Source organism: Listeria aquatica FSL S10-1188 (assembly GCF_000525795.1).
Taxonomy (GTDB): Bacteria; Bacillota; Bacilli; order Lactobacillales; family Listeriaceae; genus Listeria; species Listeria aquatica.
Genome location: NZ_AOCG01000012.1, coordinates 25,063 through 44,762 on the forward strand (window position 1 = coordinate 25,063; position 19,700 = coordinate 44,762).

Consider the following 19,700-nt stretch of genomic DNA (forward strand, 5'->3'; position numbering starts at 1 on the left):
CTGTTCATGCAGGGTTGTCTTTTTTTGTTTGTAAAGAATTATTGGATTTTCTTGGTGGAAAAGCTTTAGAAATGATATAATGGTTGAAGTAAATAAGGAAAGAGCGAGAAAAGCCCTGTTTTTTGGGCGTTTTTTCTTACGATGATTAATTTGGAGCGAAAGTGAGTGGTTTGGATTGGATCTTTTAAAAATTAAGGATCCTGCCTTTTTGAAGAAGATGACAATTCCAGAAATGGAAGAGCTTTCGGCAGAAATACGTAAATTTTTAATCGAATCGACTTCTGTTACGGGTGGTCATATTGGGCCGAATCTTGGAGTTGTTGAACTAACGATTGCTTTACATCATTCTTTTTCAAGCCCACAGGATAAATTTATTTTTGATGTTGGGCATCAGTCATATGTTCATAAAATACTGACAGGCAGGGCAGACCGTTTCGATACACTTCGCCAGCATGGCGGACTGGACGGTTTTCCGAAAAGAAAAGAATCACCGCATGATGTCTTTGAAACAGGACACAGTTCGACTTCGCTTTCAGCAGCGGCGGGAATGGCGATTGCGCGTGATATTAAACATGAAGATTATCACGTACTCCCGATTATCGGAGATGGTGCGTTAACGGGTGGGATGGCCCTTGAAGCGCTTAATCACATTGGCGATATGGGAAAAGAAGTGATTGTGATTTTAAATGATAATAATATGTCGATTGCGCCAAATGTTGGCGCCATGCACAATATGCTTGGAAAGTTGCGAACATCAGGCAAGTTTAAACGTGCCAAAAAGGATGTAGAACGAGCGATGAAACGCATTCCGCAAGCTGGTGAACATATTGCAAATGCTGCGGAGCGAATTAAAGATAGTATCAAATATTTGCTTGTTCAAGGAACCTTTTTTGAGGAAATGGGCTTTACCTACCTTGGTCCTGTGAATGGGCATGATTATCAGGACTTGATTACAAACTTTGAGTTTTCTAAAAAAGTAAAAGGACCAACTTTGATTCATGTTGTAACGAAAAAAGGGAAAGGCTATGCCCCAGCTGAAACGGATACAAGTGGCGCTTGGCATGGGACTGGTCCTTACAAAATTGAAACTGGTGATTTTATTAAGCCCGCGATTATGGCACCTTCTTGGAGTGAAGTGATCAGCGATACCATTTTAGAGCTTGCAAAAGAAGATGAGCGGATTGTTGCGATTACACCGGCGATGCCAGTTGGTTCTAAACTTGAAAAATTTGCAGCGACGTTTCCTGATCGCTTTTTCGATGTCGGGATTGCTGAACAGCATGCTGTAACACTCGCTGCTGGTATTGCGGCAGATGGTCTCAAACCATTTTTGGCGATTTATTCGACCTTCCTGCAAAGAGGGTATGATCAAGTCATCCATGATGTGGCACGCCAAAATTTAAGTGTTTTGATCGGGATTGACCGAGCAGGACTTGTTGGTGGAGACGGTGAAACACATCAAGGGGTGTTTGATATTGCTTTCTTGCGGAGCATTCCTAATATGGTGATTGCGATGCCAAAAGATGAAAATGAGGCTTATCATTTGATTCAAACGGCACACGCATTTTCTGGGCCTTTTGCGTTACGCTATCCGCGAGGTTCCGGATCTGGTGTGACAATTGAAAAGGATAAAGCAACACTTCCAATCGGTAGCTGGGAAACGCTCATTGAACCGATAAATGCAGTTATTTTAACTTTTGGAACAACGATTGATATGGCACTAGCGGCGGCTGAAGAATTAAATAAACGTGGTCTTGGTGTAGGAGTTGTGAACGCGCGCTTTATAAAACCGCTGGACGAAGGGTTACTTCAAACTTTCTTAGAGCGGAAGCTTGCTATTTTAACGGTTGAAGAGGCCGTTCTTGCAGGAGGCTTTGGTAGTAGTGTTCTTGAATTTGCTGAAGAGCAAGGACATTTGGACTCGCTGATTCACCGTATTGGGTTGCCAGACGCTTTTATCAGCCATGGCTCTGTAGATTTGTTGCTGAAAGAAAATGGGATTTCGCAGGACGCGATTGAACGGAAATTGCTAGAAATGCTCGCGTATTTCGGAAAGCTAGAGGCGAACTAAGAAAATGAATGTAAAAAAAGAACGCGCAGATGTACTGCTTGTCGAACAAGCGCTATTTGAAACGCGAGAAAAAGCGAAACGGGCTATTATGGCTGGAATTGTGTACCGTACGGATACGCGCGTAGATAAGCCAGGAGAGAAAATTCCGGTAGATAGCGAGCTTCGAATTAAAGGAGAAACGATTCCTTATGTCAGTCGCGGTGGATTAAAACTTGAAAAAGCCTTAAAAGTTTTTGATTTTAACGTCAAGGATAAATTGATGCTTGATATTGGAGCGTCAACGGGTGGTTTTACGGATTGTGCTCTTCAAAATGGAGCTAAACATTCTTATGCGCTAGATGTTGGTTATAACCAGCTCGCTTGGAAACTCCGGAGCGATGACCGTGTGACAGTCATGGAACGAACAAATTTCCGGCATGTGACGCAAGCAGATTTTGAAGAAGGACTTGCGGAATTTGCAACGATTGACGTTTCTTTTATTTCGCTTCAACTGATTTTGCCGGTGCTTCGGACTGTGCTTGTCTCAGGTGGAGATGTCATGACTTTAATTAAACCACAGTTTGAAGCTGGAAAAGAGCAAGTTGGTAAAAAAGGCATTATCCGAGATCCAAAGGTTCATGCGGCGGTTGTAAATGAAATTTTGACTTTCTCCCAAAAAATCGGCTATACGATTCGTGGCTTAGATTACTCACCAATAACTGGTGGAGAGGGCAATATTGAATTCATTGCTCACTTGACTTGGACGGGAAGTGAAAAGGAGCCAGGAGAGTATTTGCTTGCCGCAGATGCAGTTGATGAAGTTGTGAAGACGGCTCACTTTGAACTAGATAAAAAGAAATAGTGAATGAACACCACAGTAAAAAGTGGTGTTCATTTTTTGCTAGAAAGATAAAAATGGTTTTTAGATGTAATCTTTTAAGCGCTATTTTTGATTTTCATGTATCAAGATGAATAAAATCTCTTTGTTTATTTTAAAAAGCTATTAACGTTAAATTCGTGACTTTATGCGTTTTTTTAGATAAGATGGAGATAGAAAAAAATTTCGTGAGGTGAAAAAATTATGAATAAAGGGCATCGTCATATTATTATTCGTGAACTCGTTACTTCAAATGAGATCGACACGCAAGAAGAACTCGTTGATTTACTTCAAGAACGTGGAGTGAAAGTTACGCAAGCTACGATTTCGCGTGACATTAAAGAACTCCATCTGGTTAAAGTGCCAACGCAAAATGGAACTTATAAATATAGCTTACCTGCTGATAATAAGTTTAATCCGCAGCAAAAGTTAAAACGAGCTTTAGTAGATTGCTTTATTAGTGTAGATACTGTGCAATTTATTTTGATCTTAAAAGTGATGCCGGGAAACGGAAATGCGATTGGTGCTCTGCTTGATAATTTGAACTGGCCAGAAAAGGCTGGTACGCTTTGCGGAGATGACACGTGTCTTATTATCTGCCGTTCAGATGCAGAAGCAAAAAGAGTGGCAGAACGATTAGTCGAAATGCTTTAATGGAAGGTGATAAAGGGATGTTACAAGAATTAACCATTCATAATTTTGCGATCATCGAGTCCCTCTCCCTTTCTTTTGAGGAAGGGATGACCGTTTTAACTGGGGAGACAGGAGCTGGAAAGTCTATTATCATTGATGCGCTTGGCCTTTTAGTCGGTGGAAGAGGGTCGAGTCAATTTATTCGACATGGTGAAGATAAACTCTCACTTGAAGGGTTGTTCCATCTTCCAAGTGAAAATCGACCGTTAGAGGACTTGCTTTCTGAAAGTGGTATTGATTTTTCTGACGGGATGGTGGTACTTGAACGGACAGTTTTTAAATCTGGCAAGAACGTTTGTCGTGTTAATGGAAAGTTAGTTACAACAGGTTTGCTCCGAGATGTTGGTGCAAAATTATTGGATATTCATACACAACATGAGCATCAAGAACTTATGCAAGATGAATTTCATTTAAGCTTGCTTGATCGCTTTGCAAGTCAAACACTTTCTAAACCCATTCAGGCTTACAAAGCAACCTTTGCCAATTATAAACAAGCTGAAAGAGAATTCCACCACTTTACTCAAAATGAACGTGAGCTTGCTCAACGCCTTGATATGTTGCGCTTTCAAGAGCAGGAAATTACTGCTGCGAATCTTGAAAGTGGTGAAGAAGAACGATTAACTGAACAAAAAAATCGTTTAGTCAATTTCGAAAAGCTTTCAGAAAGTTTAAGTGCGGCTTATAATGCTTTAACCGGAGAACCAGGAGGACTAACGTTTACCGGGGAAGCGATGCGCGAACTAGAAGCAGCAAGTTCCGTTACGAATGAATATCGTGCACTTGGGGAAAACGTTGCTTCGAGTTTTTATCAACTTGAAGATGCCGTTTCAGAAATTCGTCAAGCGCTTGATCAGTTAGAGTTTCAGCCAGATGAACTGAATGAAATTGAAAACCGATTGGCTGAACTAAGTCAGTTGAAACGCAAATATGGGAAAACGATTGATGATATTATTCGTTATTATGAAGAAATACAAATCGAAATTGATCAACTTGAAAATAGTGAACAAAGCGTTGGAAAGCTAGAAGAAAAAGTAGAAGAATGGAAGTTGAAAACAAAAGAACAAGCAGAAGTATTAACTGAAATTCGCCATAAGGCAGCTAGGAAATTAGAAAAGCAAATTAAACAAGAGTTAAATCAATTGTATATGGAAAAAGCCATTTTCGAAGTGCATTTTGTAAAAATGGCAGAATTTCAGGAAACTGGACAGGATGAAGTCATATTTTATATTTCAACGAATCCTGGGGAGCCAGCAAAACCGCTATCAAAAGTTGCCTCTGGCGGTGAACTTTCGCGTATGATGCTCGCGCTTAAGACGATTTTTTCCAGACATCAAGGGATTACATCGATTATTTTTGATGAAGTTGATACTGGGGTAAGTGGACGAGTTGCTCAGGCGATTGCAGAAAAAATTTATGCGGTTTCAGTGGGGTCTCAGGTACTTTGTATTTCTCACTTACCGCAAGTAGCAGCAATGGCAGATCACCATTTTTATATCACAAAACAAGTCCAAAACGATCGGACGAATACTCGTGTGGAAAAAATTACAGGCGAGGAGAAAGTGCTTGAAATTGGTCGAATGATCGCCGGAACAGAGGTTACAAAACTTGCTAAGCAACATGCGGAAGAAATGATTGAGCAAGCAAACGCCATCAAGAAAAACAATGAATAAAACAAAACGGCTTGCATATGGAAGAGTTTTTGTTTAAAATGAAAAGGTGTTTTTTATCACCAGGTCATAAAAACAGATGCTAATTCCAAACAAGCCTTTTTTGTGTATCTACCAAAGGGGGAAAGATGTTGGAAAAAGAGTCGGTTTTAAAAAACGAGTTTTGCGAAAAAACGAATTTATGCAGTGGCGGGGGCTAGCGATCCTGTAATTAAGCAAACGGTTGATTTGGCATTGCAAAATGACTTGGGAGAATTTCTTTTATTCGGACCTGGAGAACTTGACTATGATGAACAAAAAGTGAAGGTTTTTAATGCTCACTCAGACCAAGAAGCAGCTAAACTTGCTGTCCATGCAGTTCGAACTGGAAAAGCAGATGTGCTTGTGAAGGGGTTTGTACCAACAGCGACTGTTCTTCGTGCTGTGCTTGCGAAAGAAACTGGACTTCGAACAGATAAGCTATTGTCACAAATCGCGATGTTTGAACTGCCTAACTATCCAAAACCACTTTTTATCACAGACTGTGCGATGAATATTGCGCCGACACTTGAAGAAAAAAAAGCAAATTACGCTGAATGCGATTGAAGCCGTTCGTAAATTTGGAGTTTCTTCACCTAAAGTCGTTTTTTTTAAGTGCCGTTGAACAAGTGACTGAAAAAATGCCTTCTACTGTCGATGCCGCTGAACTTGTTAAATTTGTGAAGGAAACCTATCCGGAAATCGAAGCTGCGGGGCCACTTGCTTTTGATGCTGCGATTTCGAAGGAAGCTGCGTTACATAAAGGCATTGAAAATGCTGCAGCAGGAGATGCAGATATTATCATTGTCCCGAACATCGAAACAGGAAATGCCCTTTATAAGTCTCTCGTTTACTTTGGAAACGCTCATGTTGCGAGTTCTGTAATCGGTGCTAAAGCGCCAGTTGTCATTTCTTCACGAAGTGATTCTGCTGAAAATAAATTGTTATCCTTTTTGTTAACTGGCAGAATGGTCTGAATATGATAAACAAATGTGAATAAAGCGTTTTCTTTGATTTAGAAGCAAAGCCTTTTTTTCTTCTAAATCCCCATGTTACAATAGTGCTGAATAGACTGACAACATCAATCAAATTTCACAAATTCGATTGATTCTGAAGATTCACCTGAAAAATAAAGGGGGTATAACATGAGCCACACAGTTTTAGCGATCAATCCTGGTTCAACGTCAACCAAGATGGCGGTTTATGATGGAAAAGAACTTCGGTTTGAGGAGGAAATGCGTCACTCATATGAAGAGTTAAAACACTTTGACAGTATCCTAGAACAACTGGAGTTTCGTAAAAGTAAGATTCTTGAACGGCTTGCAGCTCGGGATTTTTATCTGGAAGAGTTAGATGCCGTTGTTGGTCGAGGCGGCTTGCTTAGACCGTTAAAGGGAGGTACTTATGAAGTAAACGACCAGATGGTGAAAGATTTACAGATTGGTGTATCTGGTCAGCATGCCAGTAATTTAGGTGGATTAATAGCAAGAGAGTTAAGTGAGCCTCTTGGCAAAAAAGCTTATATTGTTGATCCTGTCGTGGTGGATGAACTAATCCCTGTAGCACGAATCTCTGGTCATAAAGATTATGAGCGCATTAGTATTTTCCATGCTTTGAATCATAAAGCAACTGCTCGTAAAGTAGCACGAGCACTTTCGAAAAGCTATGAGGAAAGTCGTTTTGTCATTGCTCACCTTGGCGGTGGGATTTCTGTTGCTGCTCATATGAACGGTGAAGCCATTGATGTTAATAATGCTCTTGGTGGTGAAGGGCCATTTAGCCAGAACGTTCTGGGACACTTCCGTTATCTGCCTTTCTTGATGCTTGCTTTACAGAAGGCGCTACAAAAGAAAGGTTAGAAAAACAATTGATTGGGGAAGGTGGCATGGTCTCCTATTTTGGGACGAATAACATGCTTGAAATTGAAGAGCGCATTGAGGCTCATGACGAAGAAGCAGAACTTATTTTTAAAGCGATGGCGTATCAAGTCGCCAAAGAAATTTCAGCAGTCTCTGTTCACTTCAAAGGGAATCTAGATGCCATCATTTTAACTGGCGGTCTTGCGAAGAGCACGAGATTTACGCAGCAAGTTTCAGAACTTGTTTCTTGGATTGAAAAAGTGATTATTTCGCCCGGAGAAGATGAGTTATTCGCGTTAAATGAAGGGACTCAGCGGGTTCTTGCAAAAGAAGAAAAAGCGAAAGAATATTAAAAGGAGGAACAAGAATGGCAAAAGAATATGATGTTGTCGTTTTAGGCGGCGGAACCGGAGGATATGTAGCAGCAATTGAGGCAGCTAAAAAAAGGCCTTAGTGTGGCTGTTGTTGAGAAAGATCGTCTAGGCGGAACTTGTTTGCACCGTGGATGTATTCCAAGCAAGGCGCTACTTCGGTCGGCTGAAGTTTTTCAAACTGTGAAAAGAGCAGAAGAGTTTGGTGTTGCAGTGGAAGGAAGTTCATCTGTTAATTTTCTTAAAGCAATTGAACGCAAAAACCAAATTGTAGATCAGCTAACAAATGGAATTCATCAGTTGTTTAAAAAAGGTAAAATCGATCTTTATGAAGGGACTGGAACAATTCTTGGGCCGTCGATCTTTTCACCAACTGCTGGAACGATTTCGATTGAATTTAATGATGGCTCCGAAAATGAAATGATCATCCCAAAAAACTTGATTATTGCAACGGGATCGAGACCTCGTTCTTTAAAAGGGCTTGAACTGGATGAAAAAGATGTCTTTTCTTCTGATGGGGCCTTGCAAATGGAGGAACTGCCTAAATCAATTTTGATTGTTGGAGGCGGGGTTATTGGCATGGAATGGGCGTCAATGCTACATGATTTCGGTGTGGATGTGACGGTGCTCGAATACGCAGACCGGATCGTGCCAACAGAAGATCAAGAAATTTCGAAAGAGCTCACCCGACTCTTTAAGAAAAAGAAAATTAAGATGGTGACAAGTGCCGAGGTTCAACCAGATTCACTTGTCAAACAAACTGGATCAGTTACAATTAATGCACTTGTAAAAGGCGAAACGCAAAGCTTTACGGCTGAAAAGATGCTTGTTTCAGTTGGTCGAGCTGCAAATGTGGAAAATATCGGATTAGAAAATACAGATGTGGTCGTGGATCGTGGCTTTATTCAAGTTAACGAACGCTTCCAAACGAAAGAAAGTCACATGTTCGCAATTGGGGACTGCATTCCGACTTTGCAACTTGCGCATGTTGCCATGCATGAAGGAATAATTGCAGCAAGCTATATTGCTGGCGAAGCGGTAGAAGAACTAGATTATGACCTTGTACCGCGTTGTATTTATACTTCCCCTGAAATCGCGAGTGTTGGTATTAGTGAGGAAACTGCCAAAGAGCGTGGATACGAAGTGAAAAAAGGGAAATTTTTCTTCCGTGGGATCGGAAAGGCGCTCGTATTCGGGGAATCAGATGGTTTTATTAAAGTTATTGCAGATAAAAAGACAGATGATTTGCTAGGCGTTTCAATGATTGGCCCACATGTGACTGACATGATCAGCGAAGCGGCGCTTGCACAAGTGTTAAATGCTACACCTTGGGAAATTGGAGAGACGATTCACCCGCATCCAACGCTTTCAGAGGCGTTCGGGGAAGCAGCGCTTGCTGTTGATGGCAATCAAATTCATGGCTAAAAAATGATGTTGGAAAGTATAGGAGGAACGATAATGGCTTTAAAAGATACAGGGTTGTCAAAAGAAAAGTTACATGAAATGTTTCGAACAACTTTACTTGCAAGAAGACTAGACGAACGAATTTGGCTTTTAAATCGTTCGGGGAAAATCCCTTTTACGATTTCTGGACAAGGACAAGAAATTGCTCAGATTGGTGCGGCTTACGCATTTGACTTAGATAAGGATTATTGTCTTCCTTATTACCGGGATCTGGCAGTGGTTCTTGCTTTTGGAATGACTGCACGCGATATTATGCTTTCTGCTTTTGCCAAAGCGGAAGATCCAAATTCAGGGGGTCGCCAAATGCCCTCTCACTTTGGACAAAAGAAAAATCGGATTGTAACGCAAAGTTCACCGGTTACAACGCAGTTCCCGCATGCAGCTGGAATTGGTTTAGCAGCTCAGATGGCTGGCGATGATATCGTTTGTTATACATCAACAGGAGAAGGCTCATCAAACCAAGGAGATTTCCATGAAGGGATCAACTTCGCGAGTGTTCATAAATTGCCTGTTGTTTATGTGATCCACAATAATAAATATGCGATTAGTGTTCCAGCTGAAAAACAATATGCTGCGGAAAAATTGTCAGATCGTGCGCTTGGTTATGGAATGCCTGGTGTTCGTGTGGATGGAAACAATATGACGGAAGTCTATCTTGCATTTAAAGAAGCAGCAGACCGGGCAAGAAAAGGGGAAGGGCCAACTCTTATTGAAACGATTTCTTACCGGTTTACTCCGCACTCCTCAGATGATGATGATCGCTCTTACCGTTCGCGCGAAGAAGTAGAAAATGCTAAAGCAAGTGATCCGTTAACGATTTTCCAAAATGAACTACTTGAAGAAGGCTTTTTAACGGAAGCAGATGTGGAAGCACTTGAAAAAGAAATCGCAAAAGAAGTGAATGAAGCGACCGAGTATGCTGAAAATGCACCTTACTCGGAACCTGAATCAGCACTTCGTTTTGTGTATGAAGAACGTACGGGGGAGGAATAAAGGATGCCAGTCATTTCATATATTGATGCTATTACAATGGCGCTTCGCGAAGAAATGGAACGCGATGAAAAAGTGTTTATTTTGGGAGAAGATGTCGGGAAAAAAGGCGGCGTATTTAAAGCAACTGCTGGCTTGTATGATCAGTTTGGTGAAAAACGCGTCATTGATACACCACTAGCTGAATCTGCGATCGCAGGTGTTGGAATCGGTGCCGCTATGTACGGCTACCGTCCAGTTGCTGAAATGCAGTTTGCGGATTTCATCATGCCAGCTGTGAACCAAATTATTTCTGAAGCGGCACGGATTCGCTATCGTTCGAATAATGATTGGAGTGTTCCAATGGTTATCCGCGCCCCGTTTGGCGGCGGTGTCCACGGTGCGCTTTATCACTCTCAGTCAGTTGAAAAGGTCTTTTTCGGTCAACCTGGGCTTAAGATTGTAATTCCTTCGAATCCGTATGATGCAAAAGGATTATTAAAAGCGGCGATTCGTGATAATGATCCGGTTTTATTCTTCGAACATAAACGGGCTTACCGTTTGTTAAAAGGTGAAGTTCCGGAAACGGATTACACGGTGCCGATTGGAAAAGCAAACGTTGTCCGTGAAGGAAGTGACATCACCGTGATTACTTATGGACTTGCGGTTGAGTTTGCTCAGCAGGCTGCGGAAAGACTTGCTAGCGATGGCTACGAAGCCCATATCCTTGATTTACGGACGATTTACCCGCTTGATCAGGAAGCAATTATTGAAGCGGCTAAAAAGACTGGAAAGGTGTTACTTGTTACAGAGGACAATCTGCAAGGAAGTATTATCGGGGAAGTTTCTGCAATTATTGCGGAACATTGTTTGTTTGATTTAGATGCGCCGATTATGCGATTAGCAGGGCCGGATTCTCCTGCGATGCCGTTTTCACCGACGATGGAGAAATTCTTCATGATTAATCCGGATAAAGTACTGGAAAAAATGCGTGAACTAGCTGAATTCTAATGAAGGAGTGAACGAATGTGGCGATTATGGAAATCACGATGCCAAAGCTCGGTGAGAGTGTAACAGAAGGAACGATTAGTTCTTGGTTAGTAGAACCGGGACAAAAAGTTGAAAAATATGATGCAATTGCAGAAGTGCTCACGGATAAAGTAACAGCGGAAGTGCCTTCTTCATATTCTGGAACGATTAAGGAACTGATTGCAAAAGAAGATGAAACGCTTGAAGTTGGAGCGGTTATCTGCACGATTGAAACAGAAGAAGCAGGTGAAACGCAGGATGCTGCCTCTACGGAAGAAAGAGCGCCTACAAAGGAAGTAGAATCTGCTCAACTTAGCCAAAGTAGTGGAGGAAACATTCAGCAAGCGAAAGCAAATGCGCCATCTGGTGCTCGTCTTTCTCCCGCAGTTTTACGTCTTTCTGCTGAACATGGCGTTGATTTAAATCAGGTGGAAGGTAGCGGAAAAGGTGGCCGAATCACACGAAAAGACATTTTGCAGTTTGTAGAAAGCGGCGGGGCAAGTTCAGAAAAACAAGTAGCTCAATCTGAAACGCCAGCTGTGACATCTTCTTCGCCTAAGCAAGAAAAAGAGGCTGTTCAAGTTCCAAAAGCCGCAAATGGCGACCGAGAAATACCGGTTAGTGGAGTCCGTAAAGCGATTGCAAAACATATGGTTGAAAGCAAACACGAAATTCCACACGCTTGGATGATGACAGAAGCCGATGCGACGAGTCTTGTGCGGTATAGAAATAGCTTAAAAGATAAATTTAAGCAAGAGGAAGGATTCAGCTTAACGTATTTTGCTTTCTTTATCAAAGCTGTTGCGCAAACGCTGAAAGAATTCCCTACATTAAACAGCACTTGGGCAACTGATAAGATCATTGAACATAAAGATGTGAATATCTCGATTGCAATTGCAGCAAATGACTTGCTTTATGTACCAGTCATCAAAAATGCAGATGAAAAATCCATCAAGGGGATTGCTCGTGAAATTAGTGAGCTTGCGGCTAAGGCAAGAAACAATAAATTAACGCAAGAAGATATGTCGGGTGGAACCTTCACTGTAAATAGTACGGGTTCATTCGGATCTGTTCAGTCAATGGGGATTATCAATCATCCACAAGCAGCAATCTTGCAAGTAGAATCTATTGTGAAGCGGCCGGTTGTGATTAACGACATGATCGCAATTCGTGATATGGTCAACTTGTGCTTGTCGATCGACCATCGTATTTTAGATGGCCTTATGGCTGGAAGATTCTTACAAGCAATCAAGAAAAAAGTCGAAGAAATTTCGAAAGACAATACGCCGATTTACTAACAATGTTTGAAACACTTGGTTTGGGGGTACTAAACTTACATCTAGAATTTATACCCCTAAACTCCCTAGCTATTTTTGGGTAGTACCCACTGGGTGCTGCTCTTTTTTTATAATAAAAAAAGCCGAACTCGTTCGACTTTTTAAAGAACCATGAGCACACCTGTTAAAACACTTGATAGCACAATGGCGATGAGCATCAAGATGACAACAAAGCGGACAACTTTTTTATTTGACATAGGACGTATATGGCTCCTCTCTCGAAAACTTTTCTATTAGTATGATTCTAACAATTTTTGCTCAGTTCTTCAAGAAGGAAATGACTTTTATAGAGAGCTGAAAAAGAAAGAAGGCTTACCATGGCAATTTCGGATGTACATTCCTATTTTGAAAACATCGCGCGTATTTATTCTCCTTCTGGTGAAGAAGATGCGCTAATTCAGTACCTCGAAGCGGAGCTAAGTCGACAAGAGGTTCCGCTGATTTATAATGGCGCTGGGGGGCTAATTGCTCGAATTCCTGCAACAAGTGAGGAATATCCAGCCCTTTTTTTCGTGGCGCATTTGGATACAGCTTCGAATGGAAGTGAACCGGAAGTAATTCTTGAAGAAGGGATTTATAAAGCGAAAGCGGGTTTTCTAGGAGCGGATGACAAAGCTGGAGTTGCTGCTCTTCTTGCAGTTATTGCTACTCTAAAGGAAATGGAGATACCGCACGGCACTCTTGAATTTATTTTTACTACGAAAGAGGAAAGTGGCTTGCAGGGCGTGAAGATGCTTGAATTAAATCGTCTTTCTGCAAGATATGGTTTTTGTCTCGATGCCCCCGGGGAAGTAGGGTCATTCCAGCGACTTTCGGATACTCGAGCACGGATGGATTTTCGAGTGGTACAACGCTTTTTGACGAGTAATGTGTCGGGAATCAATGTGGCTCGGACCATTTTACATCATATCAAGCAGCTCAAATTACCTGCCAAGTTTCATTTGGAAATGACTCGCTTTGAAGGAGAATGCAGTGAAGAGGGAGAAGAAGCTGTTCAGGTGGAGCTTGAACTAACTGGCTGTTTTCTGCTTGAGGAGTTGCTTCTTGAAATGGAAAATGTGAAACTTGCGTTTACTCAAGCAGAGCAAAAATATGGCGTGAAGGTTGGATCAGATTTGCATGTCATATATCCCGGATTTGAAATAAAAGAGACTCATCCAAGTGTGAAACTCGCTAAAAGAGCGCTTAAGAAGCAATCCTTAACTGGGGCAGAAGTGCGATTTGCTGGTGGTTCAGATGCCAATATTTTGAATGATCGTGGATTTGAAACGCTACTCCTTTCTGTCGGCTATGAAAAGGCGCATTCGGAAAACGAACAAATTACACAAGACTCACTCCTTGTTTTAACTCAGTTTATCTTAGATTTATTAGTTTCAAGCAGGGGGATGGAAGTCGTTACCACCTTTTTCAAAAAATGAGTGAGCGAAGAAGATTCATTTGCTCGTAACGCTCGATTTTGGTATAGTTAAGGGGTTGAAAGAAAGCAGGACAGGTTTTCTGCCTGGAAAAAAAGCAGGAAGGGAAGAATATTTCAAATGGCAAAACAAGAAATTGGAGTAATCGGAATGGGCGTTATGGGACGTAACCTCGCTTTAAATATTGAAAGCCGTGGTCACACTGTCTCCATTTTTAATCGTTCGTCTGAAAAAACGAAAGCGGTTATGGAAGAGCATCCCGATAAAAAATTGGTTCCGACATATAGTTTAGAGGAGTTTGTCGAATCGCTCGAAGTTCCGCGCCGAATCCTCATCATGGTTAAGGCTGGTGAAGCAACTGACATGATGATCGAAGCCGTAAAACCTTTCCTTACAGAAGGCGATATTTTAATTGATGGCGGAAATGCCTTTTTCAAAGATACCATTCGTCGTAACAAAGAACTGAGCGAAGAAGGTTTTAACTTCATCGGAACGGGTGTTTCTGGTGGGGAAGAAGGTGCTCTTAAAGGTCCTTCTATCATGCCTGGCGGTCAGCGTAAAGCTTATGACTTAGTGGCTCCCATCTTACGTGAAATTGCTGCGGTGGCTGATGGGGAACCGTGTGTTACGTATATTGGCCCAGACGGAGCGGGACACTATGTAAAAATGGTGCATAATGGGATTGAGTACGGGGATATGCAACTGATTGCAGAAGCCTATACAATTTTAAAAGACATCGTTGGCTTAAGTCACGATGAACTTGCTGAAGTGTTTGCAGAATGGAACGAAGGCGAATTAGACAGCTACTTGATCGAAATTACTAAAAACATCTTGAAAGTTCGTGATGATGTCACTGGTAAACCGATCGTGGATGTGATTTTGGATAAAGCGGGCCAAAAAGGCACCGGCAAATGGACAAGTCAAAGTGCGCTTGACCTAGGTGTTCCACTTTCGCTTATTACTGAGTCCGTTTTTGCACGTTACATTTCGGCGCTAAAAGAAGAACGTGTTCAAGCAAGCTCTGTCTTAACAGGACCAACAAGTTATCAATTTAACGGCGATAAAAAAGCCTTTATCGAATCTGTTCGTCGTGCTCTTTATTTCAGTAAAATCGCTTCTTATGCGCAAGGTTTTGCTCAAATGAAGGTCGCAAGTGATGAATATAATTGGGATTTACAATACGGGGAAATTGCTAAGATTTTCCGTGCGGGTTGTATTATTCGTGCACGCTTCTTGCAAAAAATTACAGATGCGTATAATACCGATAAAAACTTAAACAACCTGTTGCTTGATCCTTATTTCAAGGGAATTGCAGACAACTATCAAGGTGCGCTTCGCGAAGTAATAGCAGAAGCTGTGAAAGCTGGAATTCCAGTTCCAACCTTCTCAGCAGCAATTAGCTACTACGATAGCTATCGTTCGAGTGTGCTTCCTGCAAACTTGATTCAAGCACAACGAGATTATTTTGGTGCGCACACATATGAACGTGTCGATAAACCTGGAACGTTCCACACTGAATGGCCAGAAGTGGACGAATAAAAATTGATGGAAAGACGCATTTTTTCTTCATGAAAGAATGCGTCTCTTTTTTTCTCCTGTTTTCTGAAAAATACATGAGAATATAAAGGATTTAAATAATAATTTGCTAAAAAATAGCTGGAACAAGCGGTTAAGAGTTGTTTTATCTTTAAAGTTCGATACAATAGAAATAGATGTATAGTCATGACTCGAAAGAGAGGTTTTTTGGATGAGCAAAATCCTGATAGTTGAAGATGAAAAAAACTTAGCTCGCTTTATAGAACTTGAGCTTCAACATGAAAATTATGAAACAACGGTGGCGAATGATGGCCGTGAAGGGCTAGAACTTGCGCTTAATGAGGAATGGGATGCAATTTTACTTGATTTAATGCTGCCTCATTTAAATGGAATGGAAGTCTGCCGCAGAATTCGTCAAGTGAAACAAACACCTATTATTATGATTACAGCACGTGATTCTGTTATTGACCGAGTTTCGGGTCTTGATCATGGTGCCGATGATTATATCGTGAAGCCTTTTGCAATTGAAGAACTGCTTGCACGACTTCGTTCACTTTTACGACGTGTGGAAACGGCGGAGCAATCTGCTAAGCAGACGACGCTTGAATACCGTGATTTAGTAGTGGAAAAGGAAAGCCGAATTGTAAGACGCGGGGAAGAAGTAATTGATTTAACTAAACGTGAATATGAGCTTCTTTTAACCCTGATGGAAAATGTGAACATCGTTCTTACACGAGAAGTGCTATTAAACAAAGTTTGGGGCTATGAAACAGAAGTTGAAACTAACGTTGTCGATGTATATGTCCGCTATTTACGGAATAAAATTGACCACGACGATGAGGAAAGCTATATTCAAACTGTTCGTGGTACTGGATATGTGATGCGTACATGACAGGAGTTAGCAATTTTTCACTAAAGAGCCGTTCATTGAAATTCAAATGGACTTTCGGGGCAACAGCTGCGATTTTTCTGACATTCTTTTTGTTTTCTTATGCGATTTACCAAGGGATTGGCCAGATGCTCTTAAATGAAGAAGAGGAAAAAGTGAATACGCTTCTCGCGGAAACTACCTCTAATCAGGTTTTGAAATCGGGAAATTTGGATAACGCTGATTTGTTAAAGGAAGTCTTTGATAAAAGTCCAAGTATCAGTCGTAAAATTCAAGACCAAGTCATCGCCATTTATGATGACAAGGGGAATCAACTTGATAAGTATTTCCTTACCTCTAGCCAAAAAACAGCGAATAATGATTTTACGAAGTATTTTCATACAGATATAAGTGATAAAGTGACGAGTAAGCCAACGATTAGCGGTGATAAAATGCTAATCTCACAAGGCCCGATCACTTCCATAGAGGACAATTCTACGGTGATTGGCTATGTTCAAATCATCAATCCGCTAACAAGTTATAACCGTATCATGGAGCGTTTGCTACTTACGATGTTTCTTCTCGGTGCTGTGGCGCTTTTCATTAGCGGTATGCTCGGATACTTACTTGCACAAAACTTCTTACGGCCACTAACGAAACTAGCGAAAGGAATGAACGATGTTCGTAGTAACGGTTTCCAAAAACGAATTGAAACAACTTCGAAGTCGCGTGATGAGATCACCGAATTAACGGTTATTTTTAATGACATGATGACTCGAATTGAAAATAGTTTTGAACAACAAAAGCAATTTGTGGAAGACGCTTCGCATGAACTTCGGACGCCAGTGCAAATTATGGAAGGTCACCTCAAGCTACTGGATCGCTGGGGGAAAAATGATCCGGAGGTTCTTGATGAATCTCTTAAAGCTTCACTCACTGAACTTGAGCGTATGAAGCGACTTGTTCAGGAAATGCTCGATCTTTCAAGAGCTGAGCAAGTTTCGCAGACAAAAGAACTGCAAATCACGAGTATTAATGACACCGTTGAACAAGTGCGACGTAATTTTGAAATTATGTATGAAGATTTTCAATTTACCCTTGAAGAGCCTGAAAAGAATTTATTTGCGCTTATTCAGCATAATCATCTCGAACAGCTGTTGATTATCGTGATGGATAATGCAGTCAAGTATTCCGGCGATTCAAAAGAAGTAAATATGCAATTGCTGAAAAATAAAGATCAAGTAAAAATTGTGATTCGTGACCACGGAGTTGGGATTTCTGAAGATGAAATTGAAAAAGTCTTTAATCGTTTTTACCGAGTGGATAAAGCAAGAAGCAGGGAGCGAGGAGGAAACGGCCTCGGACTTGCTATTGCGAAACAACTGGTTGAAGGCTATTTAGGAACAATTGGTGCTGAGAGTGTCGAAGGAAGCGGAACAGCGATCACTATTACGCTCCCGCTCATCGAAAAAGAGCCTTCAAGCAAAAAAACAGAAACAAAAAAAGAGTGATATAAAAAAGCGCGAAGTGAGTTTGCTCACTCCGCGCTTTTTTAAATTATTTCTTTTGTTTTTCCACGGTTTCTTCAAATTCTTTTTCGCTAGCTTCCATTTCTTTGATTTCTGGATGTTTATTCATGTAAAGTTTTTTCGTAAGAAGTGTTTGACCAGCTAAGAAAATCCCACCGACAGCCCAGTAAAGCGCAAGGGCAGACGGAGCCGAGAAAGAGATAAATAGAATCATTGCAGGAGACAAGAGTCCCATGATTCGCATTTGTTTTTTCTGTTCTGGTGTGTAGCCAATCATTGAAACGTAATACTGACCAAGATAGACAAGCCCCGCGATTACCGCAAGGATTGTATCAGGTGAGCCAAGATTGAACCACAAGAAAGTATGCGAAGCAATCGCATCAGATCCTCGGATAGCATAGTAAAAGGCCATCAAAATGGGCATCTGGATAAGTAGTGGCAAACAGCCCATCTGCATCGGATTAATATTGTATTTTTGATAGACAACCATCATTTCTTGCTGGATTTTCGTTTGCTCTTCTTTAGTAGCTGCCCGTTTTAGACGAGCTTGAATATCATCGATTTCAGGTTTGGCAACGGCCATTTTCGATTGCATTCCCATTTGCGCTTTCGCTGTCCGCAAGTTAAGGGGCATAATAGCAGCCCGAATGATTAACGTAGTGATGATAATAGCAATTCCGTAATTGTTACCAAAAAAGGATGCGACAAACTGGATAAACCAAGTAAGCGGCCAAATTAGATATTTATAGAAGAATCCATCTTGATTTTGTGAAGGATCCATGCTGCATCCAGAAAGGACAACGAGTCCAATAAGAAGCAGGCTGATTAAAAGTATATGTTTCTTTTTCACTGTTCTTTTTTCCTCCTAAAATTTCAATTTACATAGCTGGAAAGGGAAGAACAATGTGTTTCATCATCACTTGGCTGTGTTTTTTTAAGGGCAACAACGATCCAATTTACAACAAAATTAAGAGGTTGCAAAGCACTTATTTTCACTTTCCCAATTGGAAGGTGAAAAACTTGAATCGCTCGAACGTGAGTCGTCATTGTTGGTTTTAAAAAGCGAATCGCTGGCCAAAAACGAAAAATGGCGAGCGTTAACAGAAAAGTGACGGAAATGGAAATGAATTCAGGTTCCGAAAACATTTGAGCCATTATCCCCACGGTACGATCAGCTCCTTTCCGTGGTTCATGTCATTCCTTAACTATAAGCCAAATAAAGGAGGAATTCAAGGCTTAATTTAATAGACAATATCAAAAGTTTTTCGCTCGGGAACGGGCGCCCCTTTATAGATAAACACTTCATTTACGCGTGCAGCAGGAGATGGCCCTTGTTTTATCGCATCAATAAATTTTTCTAAGTTGTTGGACTCGGCACGGGCACCAATTTCAACCGAGCCATCATCCAAGTTTTTCACAGTGCCACTTATTTCAAATTTATAAGCCAAATGTTTTGTCGTGTACCGAAAACCAACACCTTGAACAAGCCCAGTTACACGAATTATTGCTGTTTCAGTAGCCATAGAAAATCCCTTCTTTCCACTATTCTTTAACACTAGTGTAGCTTTTTTTTAGTTTGAGTTTCAAAAATTTACATTCCTGTTTGAGCTTGCTATAATCGGGATAGTGAATAGACTAGGAGATGGTCGCTTTGACGGAGTGGACAGTCATTAAAACAAAAGGTGAATATGAGCCTTGGTGGTTTTTTGAAGACTGGGAAGAAACGGTTCTTGACCGTTTTTGTTTTGAAGAAAAAGAAGAAGCTTTCAGGAAATACCAAATACTTGCGGAAGAATTGATTCAAAATTATCCGCACCACGCTTTAAAAAAACAAGTATTATTTGCTGCTTGGAACGAAGAAGAAATCGAGTATTGCGAAGACTGCGAGGATGATATTCAAACTTTTCACGGCTTGATTTTACTAGCAGATGGAGTCGTTTATGCTCCGCAGCCAGAAGAAAAAAATATTTGGTTTAGTGAAATAGCAGCTTTTGAGACAAAGCTTGCAGATTAAGGAT

At 41.0% G+C, this 19,700-nt stretch carries 17 protein-coding genes and 3 pseudogenes; 16 read left to right on the plus strand and 4 right to left on the minus strand.

What is annotated here, in order from left to right; all coding sequences use genetic code 11:
- Nucleotides 1-175: 175 nt before the first annotated feature.
- The 11 genes and pseudogenes from dxs to MAQA_RS09245 all read left to right on the plus strand — a co-directional run bounded on the left by dxs (nucleotide 176) and on the right by MAQA_RS09245 (nucleotide 12,295).
- Nucleotides 176-2,071 (plus strand): 1-deoxy-D-xylulose-5-phosphate synthase, encoded by a 1,896-nt coding sequence (dxs, locus tag MAQA_RS09200; RefSeq protein WP_036073343.1) that lies wholly within the window; start codon nucleotides 176-178, stop codon nucleotides 2,069-2,071.
- Between the two features lie 4 nt (nucleotides 2,072-2,075).
- Nucleotides 2,076-2,912 carry a TlyA family RNA methyltransferase gene (locus MAQA_RS09205; protein ID WP_036073345.1) on the plus strand — a complete coding sequence of 279 codons (837 nt, stop codon included), beginning with the start codon at nucleotides 2,076-2,078 and terminating at the stop codon, nucleotides 2,910-2,912.
- A 219-nt stretch (nucleotides 2,913-3,131) separates the two neighbouring features.
- Nucleotides 3,132-3,581 (plus strand): transcriptional regulator AhrC/ArgR, encoded by a 450-nt coding sequence (gene ahrC, locus MAQA_RS09210; RefSeq protein ID WP_036073348.1) that lies wholly within the window; start codon nucleotides 3,132-3,134, stop codon nucleotides 3,579-3,581.
- Between the two features lie 17 nt (nucleotides 3,582-3,598).
- Nucleotides 3,599-5,290, plus strand: a complete 1,692-nt coding sequence (recN, locus tag MAQA_RS09215; RefSeq protein WP_036073725.1) for a DNA repair protein RecN — start codon at nucleotides 3,599-3,601, stop codon at nucleotides 5,288-5,290.
- A 174-nt stretch (nucleotides 5,291-5,464) separates the two neighbouring features.
- Nucleotides 5,465-6,282: pseudogene (locus MAQA_RS09220) on the plus strand (phosphate acyltransferase).
- 216 nt (nucleotides 6,283-6,498) lie between these two features.
- Nucleotides 6,499-7,164 (plus strand): butyrate kinase, encoded by a 666-nt coding sequence (locus MAQA_RS09225; RefSeq protein ID WP_277619972.1) that lies wholly within the window; start codon nucleotides 6,499-6,501, stop codon nucleotides 7,162-7,164.
- Nucleotides 7,152-7,517 (plus strand): annotated as a pseudogene (locus MAQA_RS16170) (butyrate kinase); the annotation flags it as partial. The gene MAQA_RS09225 and the pseudogene MAQA_RS16170, both read left to right, overlap by 13 nt.
- 14 nt (nucleotides 7,518-7,531) lie before the next feature.
- Nucleotides 7,532-8,960 (plus strand): annotated as a pseudogene (gene lpdA, locus MAQA_RS09230) (dihydrolipoyl dehydrogenase).
- Nucleotides 8,961-8,993: 33 nt separating this feature from the next.
- Nucleotides 8,994-9,992 carry a thiamine pyrophosphate-dependent dehydrogenase E1 component subunit alpha gene (locus MAQA_RS09235; RefSeq protein WP_036073351.1) on the plus strand — a complete coding sequence of 333 codons (999 nt, stop codon included), beginning with the start codon at nucleotides 8,994-8,996 and terminating at the stop codon, nucleotides 9,990-9,992.
- Between the two features lie 3 nt (nucleotides 9,993-9,995).
- On the plus strand, nucleotides 9,996-10,979 hold the full coding sequence (locus MAQA_RS09240; RefSeq protein ID WP_036073353.1) for an alpha-ketoacid dehydrogenase subunit beta: 984 nt from the start codon (nucleotides 9,996-9,998) through the stop codon (nucleotides 10,977-10,979).
- Nucleotides 10,980-10,996: 17 nt separating this feature from the next.
- The gene (locus tag MAQA_RS09245; RefSeq protein WP_036073355.1) at nucleotides 10,997-12,295 is read left to right on the plus strand and encodes a dihydrolipoamide acetyltransferase family protein; all 1,299 of its coding nucleotides are present in this window, start codon (nucleotides 10,997-10,999) and stop codon (nucleotides 12,293-12,295) included.
- Nucleotides 12,296-12,435: 140 nt separating this feature from the next.
- Here the strand turns inward: MAQA_RS09245 and prli42 are convergent, their stop codons facing one another.
- Nucleotides 12,436-12,531, minus strand: coding sequence for a stressosome-associated protein Prli42 (prli42, locus tag MAQA_RS14470; protein ID WP_115752573.1), 96 nt, complete (start codon nucleotides 12,529-12,531; stop codon nucleotides 12,436-12,438).
- A gap of 120 nt (nucleotides 12,532-12,651) precedes the next feature.
- Between prli42 and MAQA_RS09250 the strand changes: the two genes are divergently transcribed.
- The 4 genes from MAQA_RS09250 (at nucleotide 12,652) to MAQA_RS09265 (ending at nucleotide 17,664) form a co-directional block, all read left to right on the plus strand.
- Nucleotides 12,652-13,752 (plus strand): M20/M25/M40 family metallo-hydrolase, encoded by a 1,101-nt coding sequence (locus tag MAQA_RS09250; RefSeq protein WP_036073357.1) that lies wholly within the window; start codon nucleotides 12,652-12,654, stop codon nucleotides 13,750-13,752.
- A gap of 117 nt (nucleotides 13,753-13,869) precedes the next feature.
- The gene (gndA, locus tag MAQA_RS09255) at nucleotides 13,870-15,288 is read left to right on the plus strand and encodes an NADP-dependent phosphogluconate dehydrogenase (protein WP_036073360.1); all 1,419 of its coding nucleotides are present in this window, start codon (nucleotides 13,870-13,872) and stop codon (nucleotides 15,286-15,288) included.
- A gap of 208 nt (nucleotides 15,289-15,496) precedes the next feature.
- Nucleotides 15,497-16,177 carry a response regulator transcription factor gene (locus MAQA_RS09260; protein ID WP_036073363.1) on the plus strand — a complete coding sequence of 227 codons (681 nt, stop codon included), beginning with the start codon at nucleotides 15,497-15,499 and terminating at the stop codon, nucleotides 16,175-16,177.
- On the plus strand, nucleotides 16,174-17,664 hold the full coding sequence (locus tag MAQA_RS09265) for a HAMP domain-containing sensor histidine kinase (protein WP_036073366.1): 1,491 nt from the start codon (nucleotides 16,174-16,176) through the stop codon (nucleotides 17,662-17,664). Before MAQA_RS09260 ends, MAQA_RS09265 begins: the two co-directional genes overlap by 4 nt.
- A 46-nt stretch (nucleotides 17,665-17,710) precedes the next feature.
- Here MAQA_RS09265 and yidC read toward each other — a convergent pair whose 3' ends face one another.
- The 3 genes from yidC to MAQA_RS09280 all read right to left on the minus strand — a co-directional run bounded on the left by yidC (nucleotide 17,711) and on the right by MAQA_RS09280 (nucleotide 19,205).
- Complete coding sequence (gene yidC / locus MAQA_RS09270; RefSeq protein ID WP_036073369.1) at nucleotides 17,711-18,532, minus strand: membrane protein insertase YidC; 822 nt, start codon at nucleotides 18,530-18,532, stop codon at nucleotides 17,711-17,713.
- A gap of 23 nt (nucleotides 18,533-18,555) precedes the next feature.
- Nucleotides 18,556-18,837 (minus strand): hypothetical protein, encoded by a 282-nt coding sequence (locus MAQA_RS09275; RefSeq protein WP_241463201.1) that lies wholly within the window; start codon nucleotides 18,835-18,837, stop codon nucleotides 18,556-18,558.
- 86 nt (nucleotides 18,838-18,923) lie between these two features.
- Nucleotides 18,924-19,205, minus strand: coding sequence for an acylphosphatase (locus MAQA_RS09280; protein ID WP_036073372.1), 282 nt, complete (start codon nucleotides 19,203-19,205; stop codon nucleotides 18,924-18,926).
- Nucleotides 19,206-19,333: 128 nt separating this feature from the next.
- Between MAQA_RS09280 and MAQA_RS09285 the strand changes: the two genes are divergently transcribed.
- On the plus strand, nucleotides 19,334-19,696 hold the full coding sequence (locus MAQA_RS09285) for a DUF1033 family protein (protein WP_052008557.1): 363 nt from the start codon (nucleotides 19,334-19,336) through the stop codon (nucleotides 19,694-19,696).
- The last annotated feature ends 4 nt before the right edge of the window (nucleotides 19,697-19,700 follow it).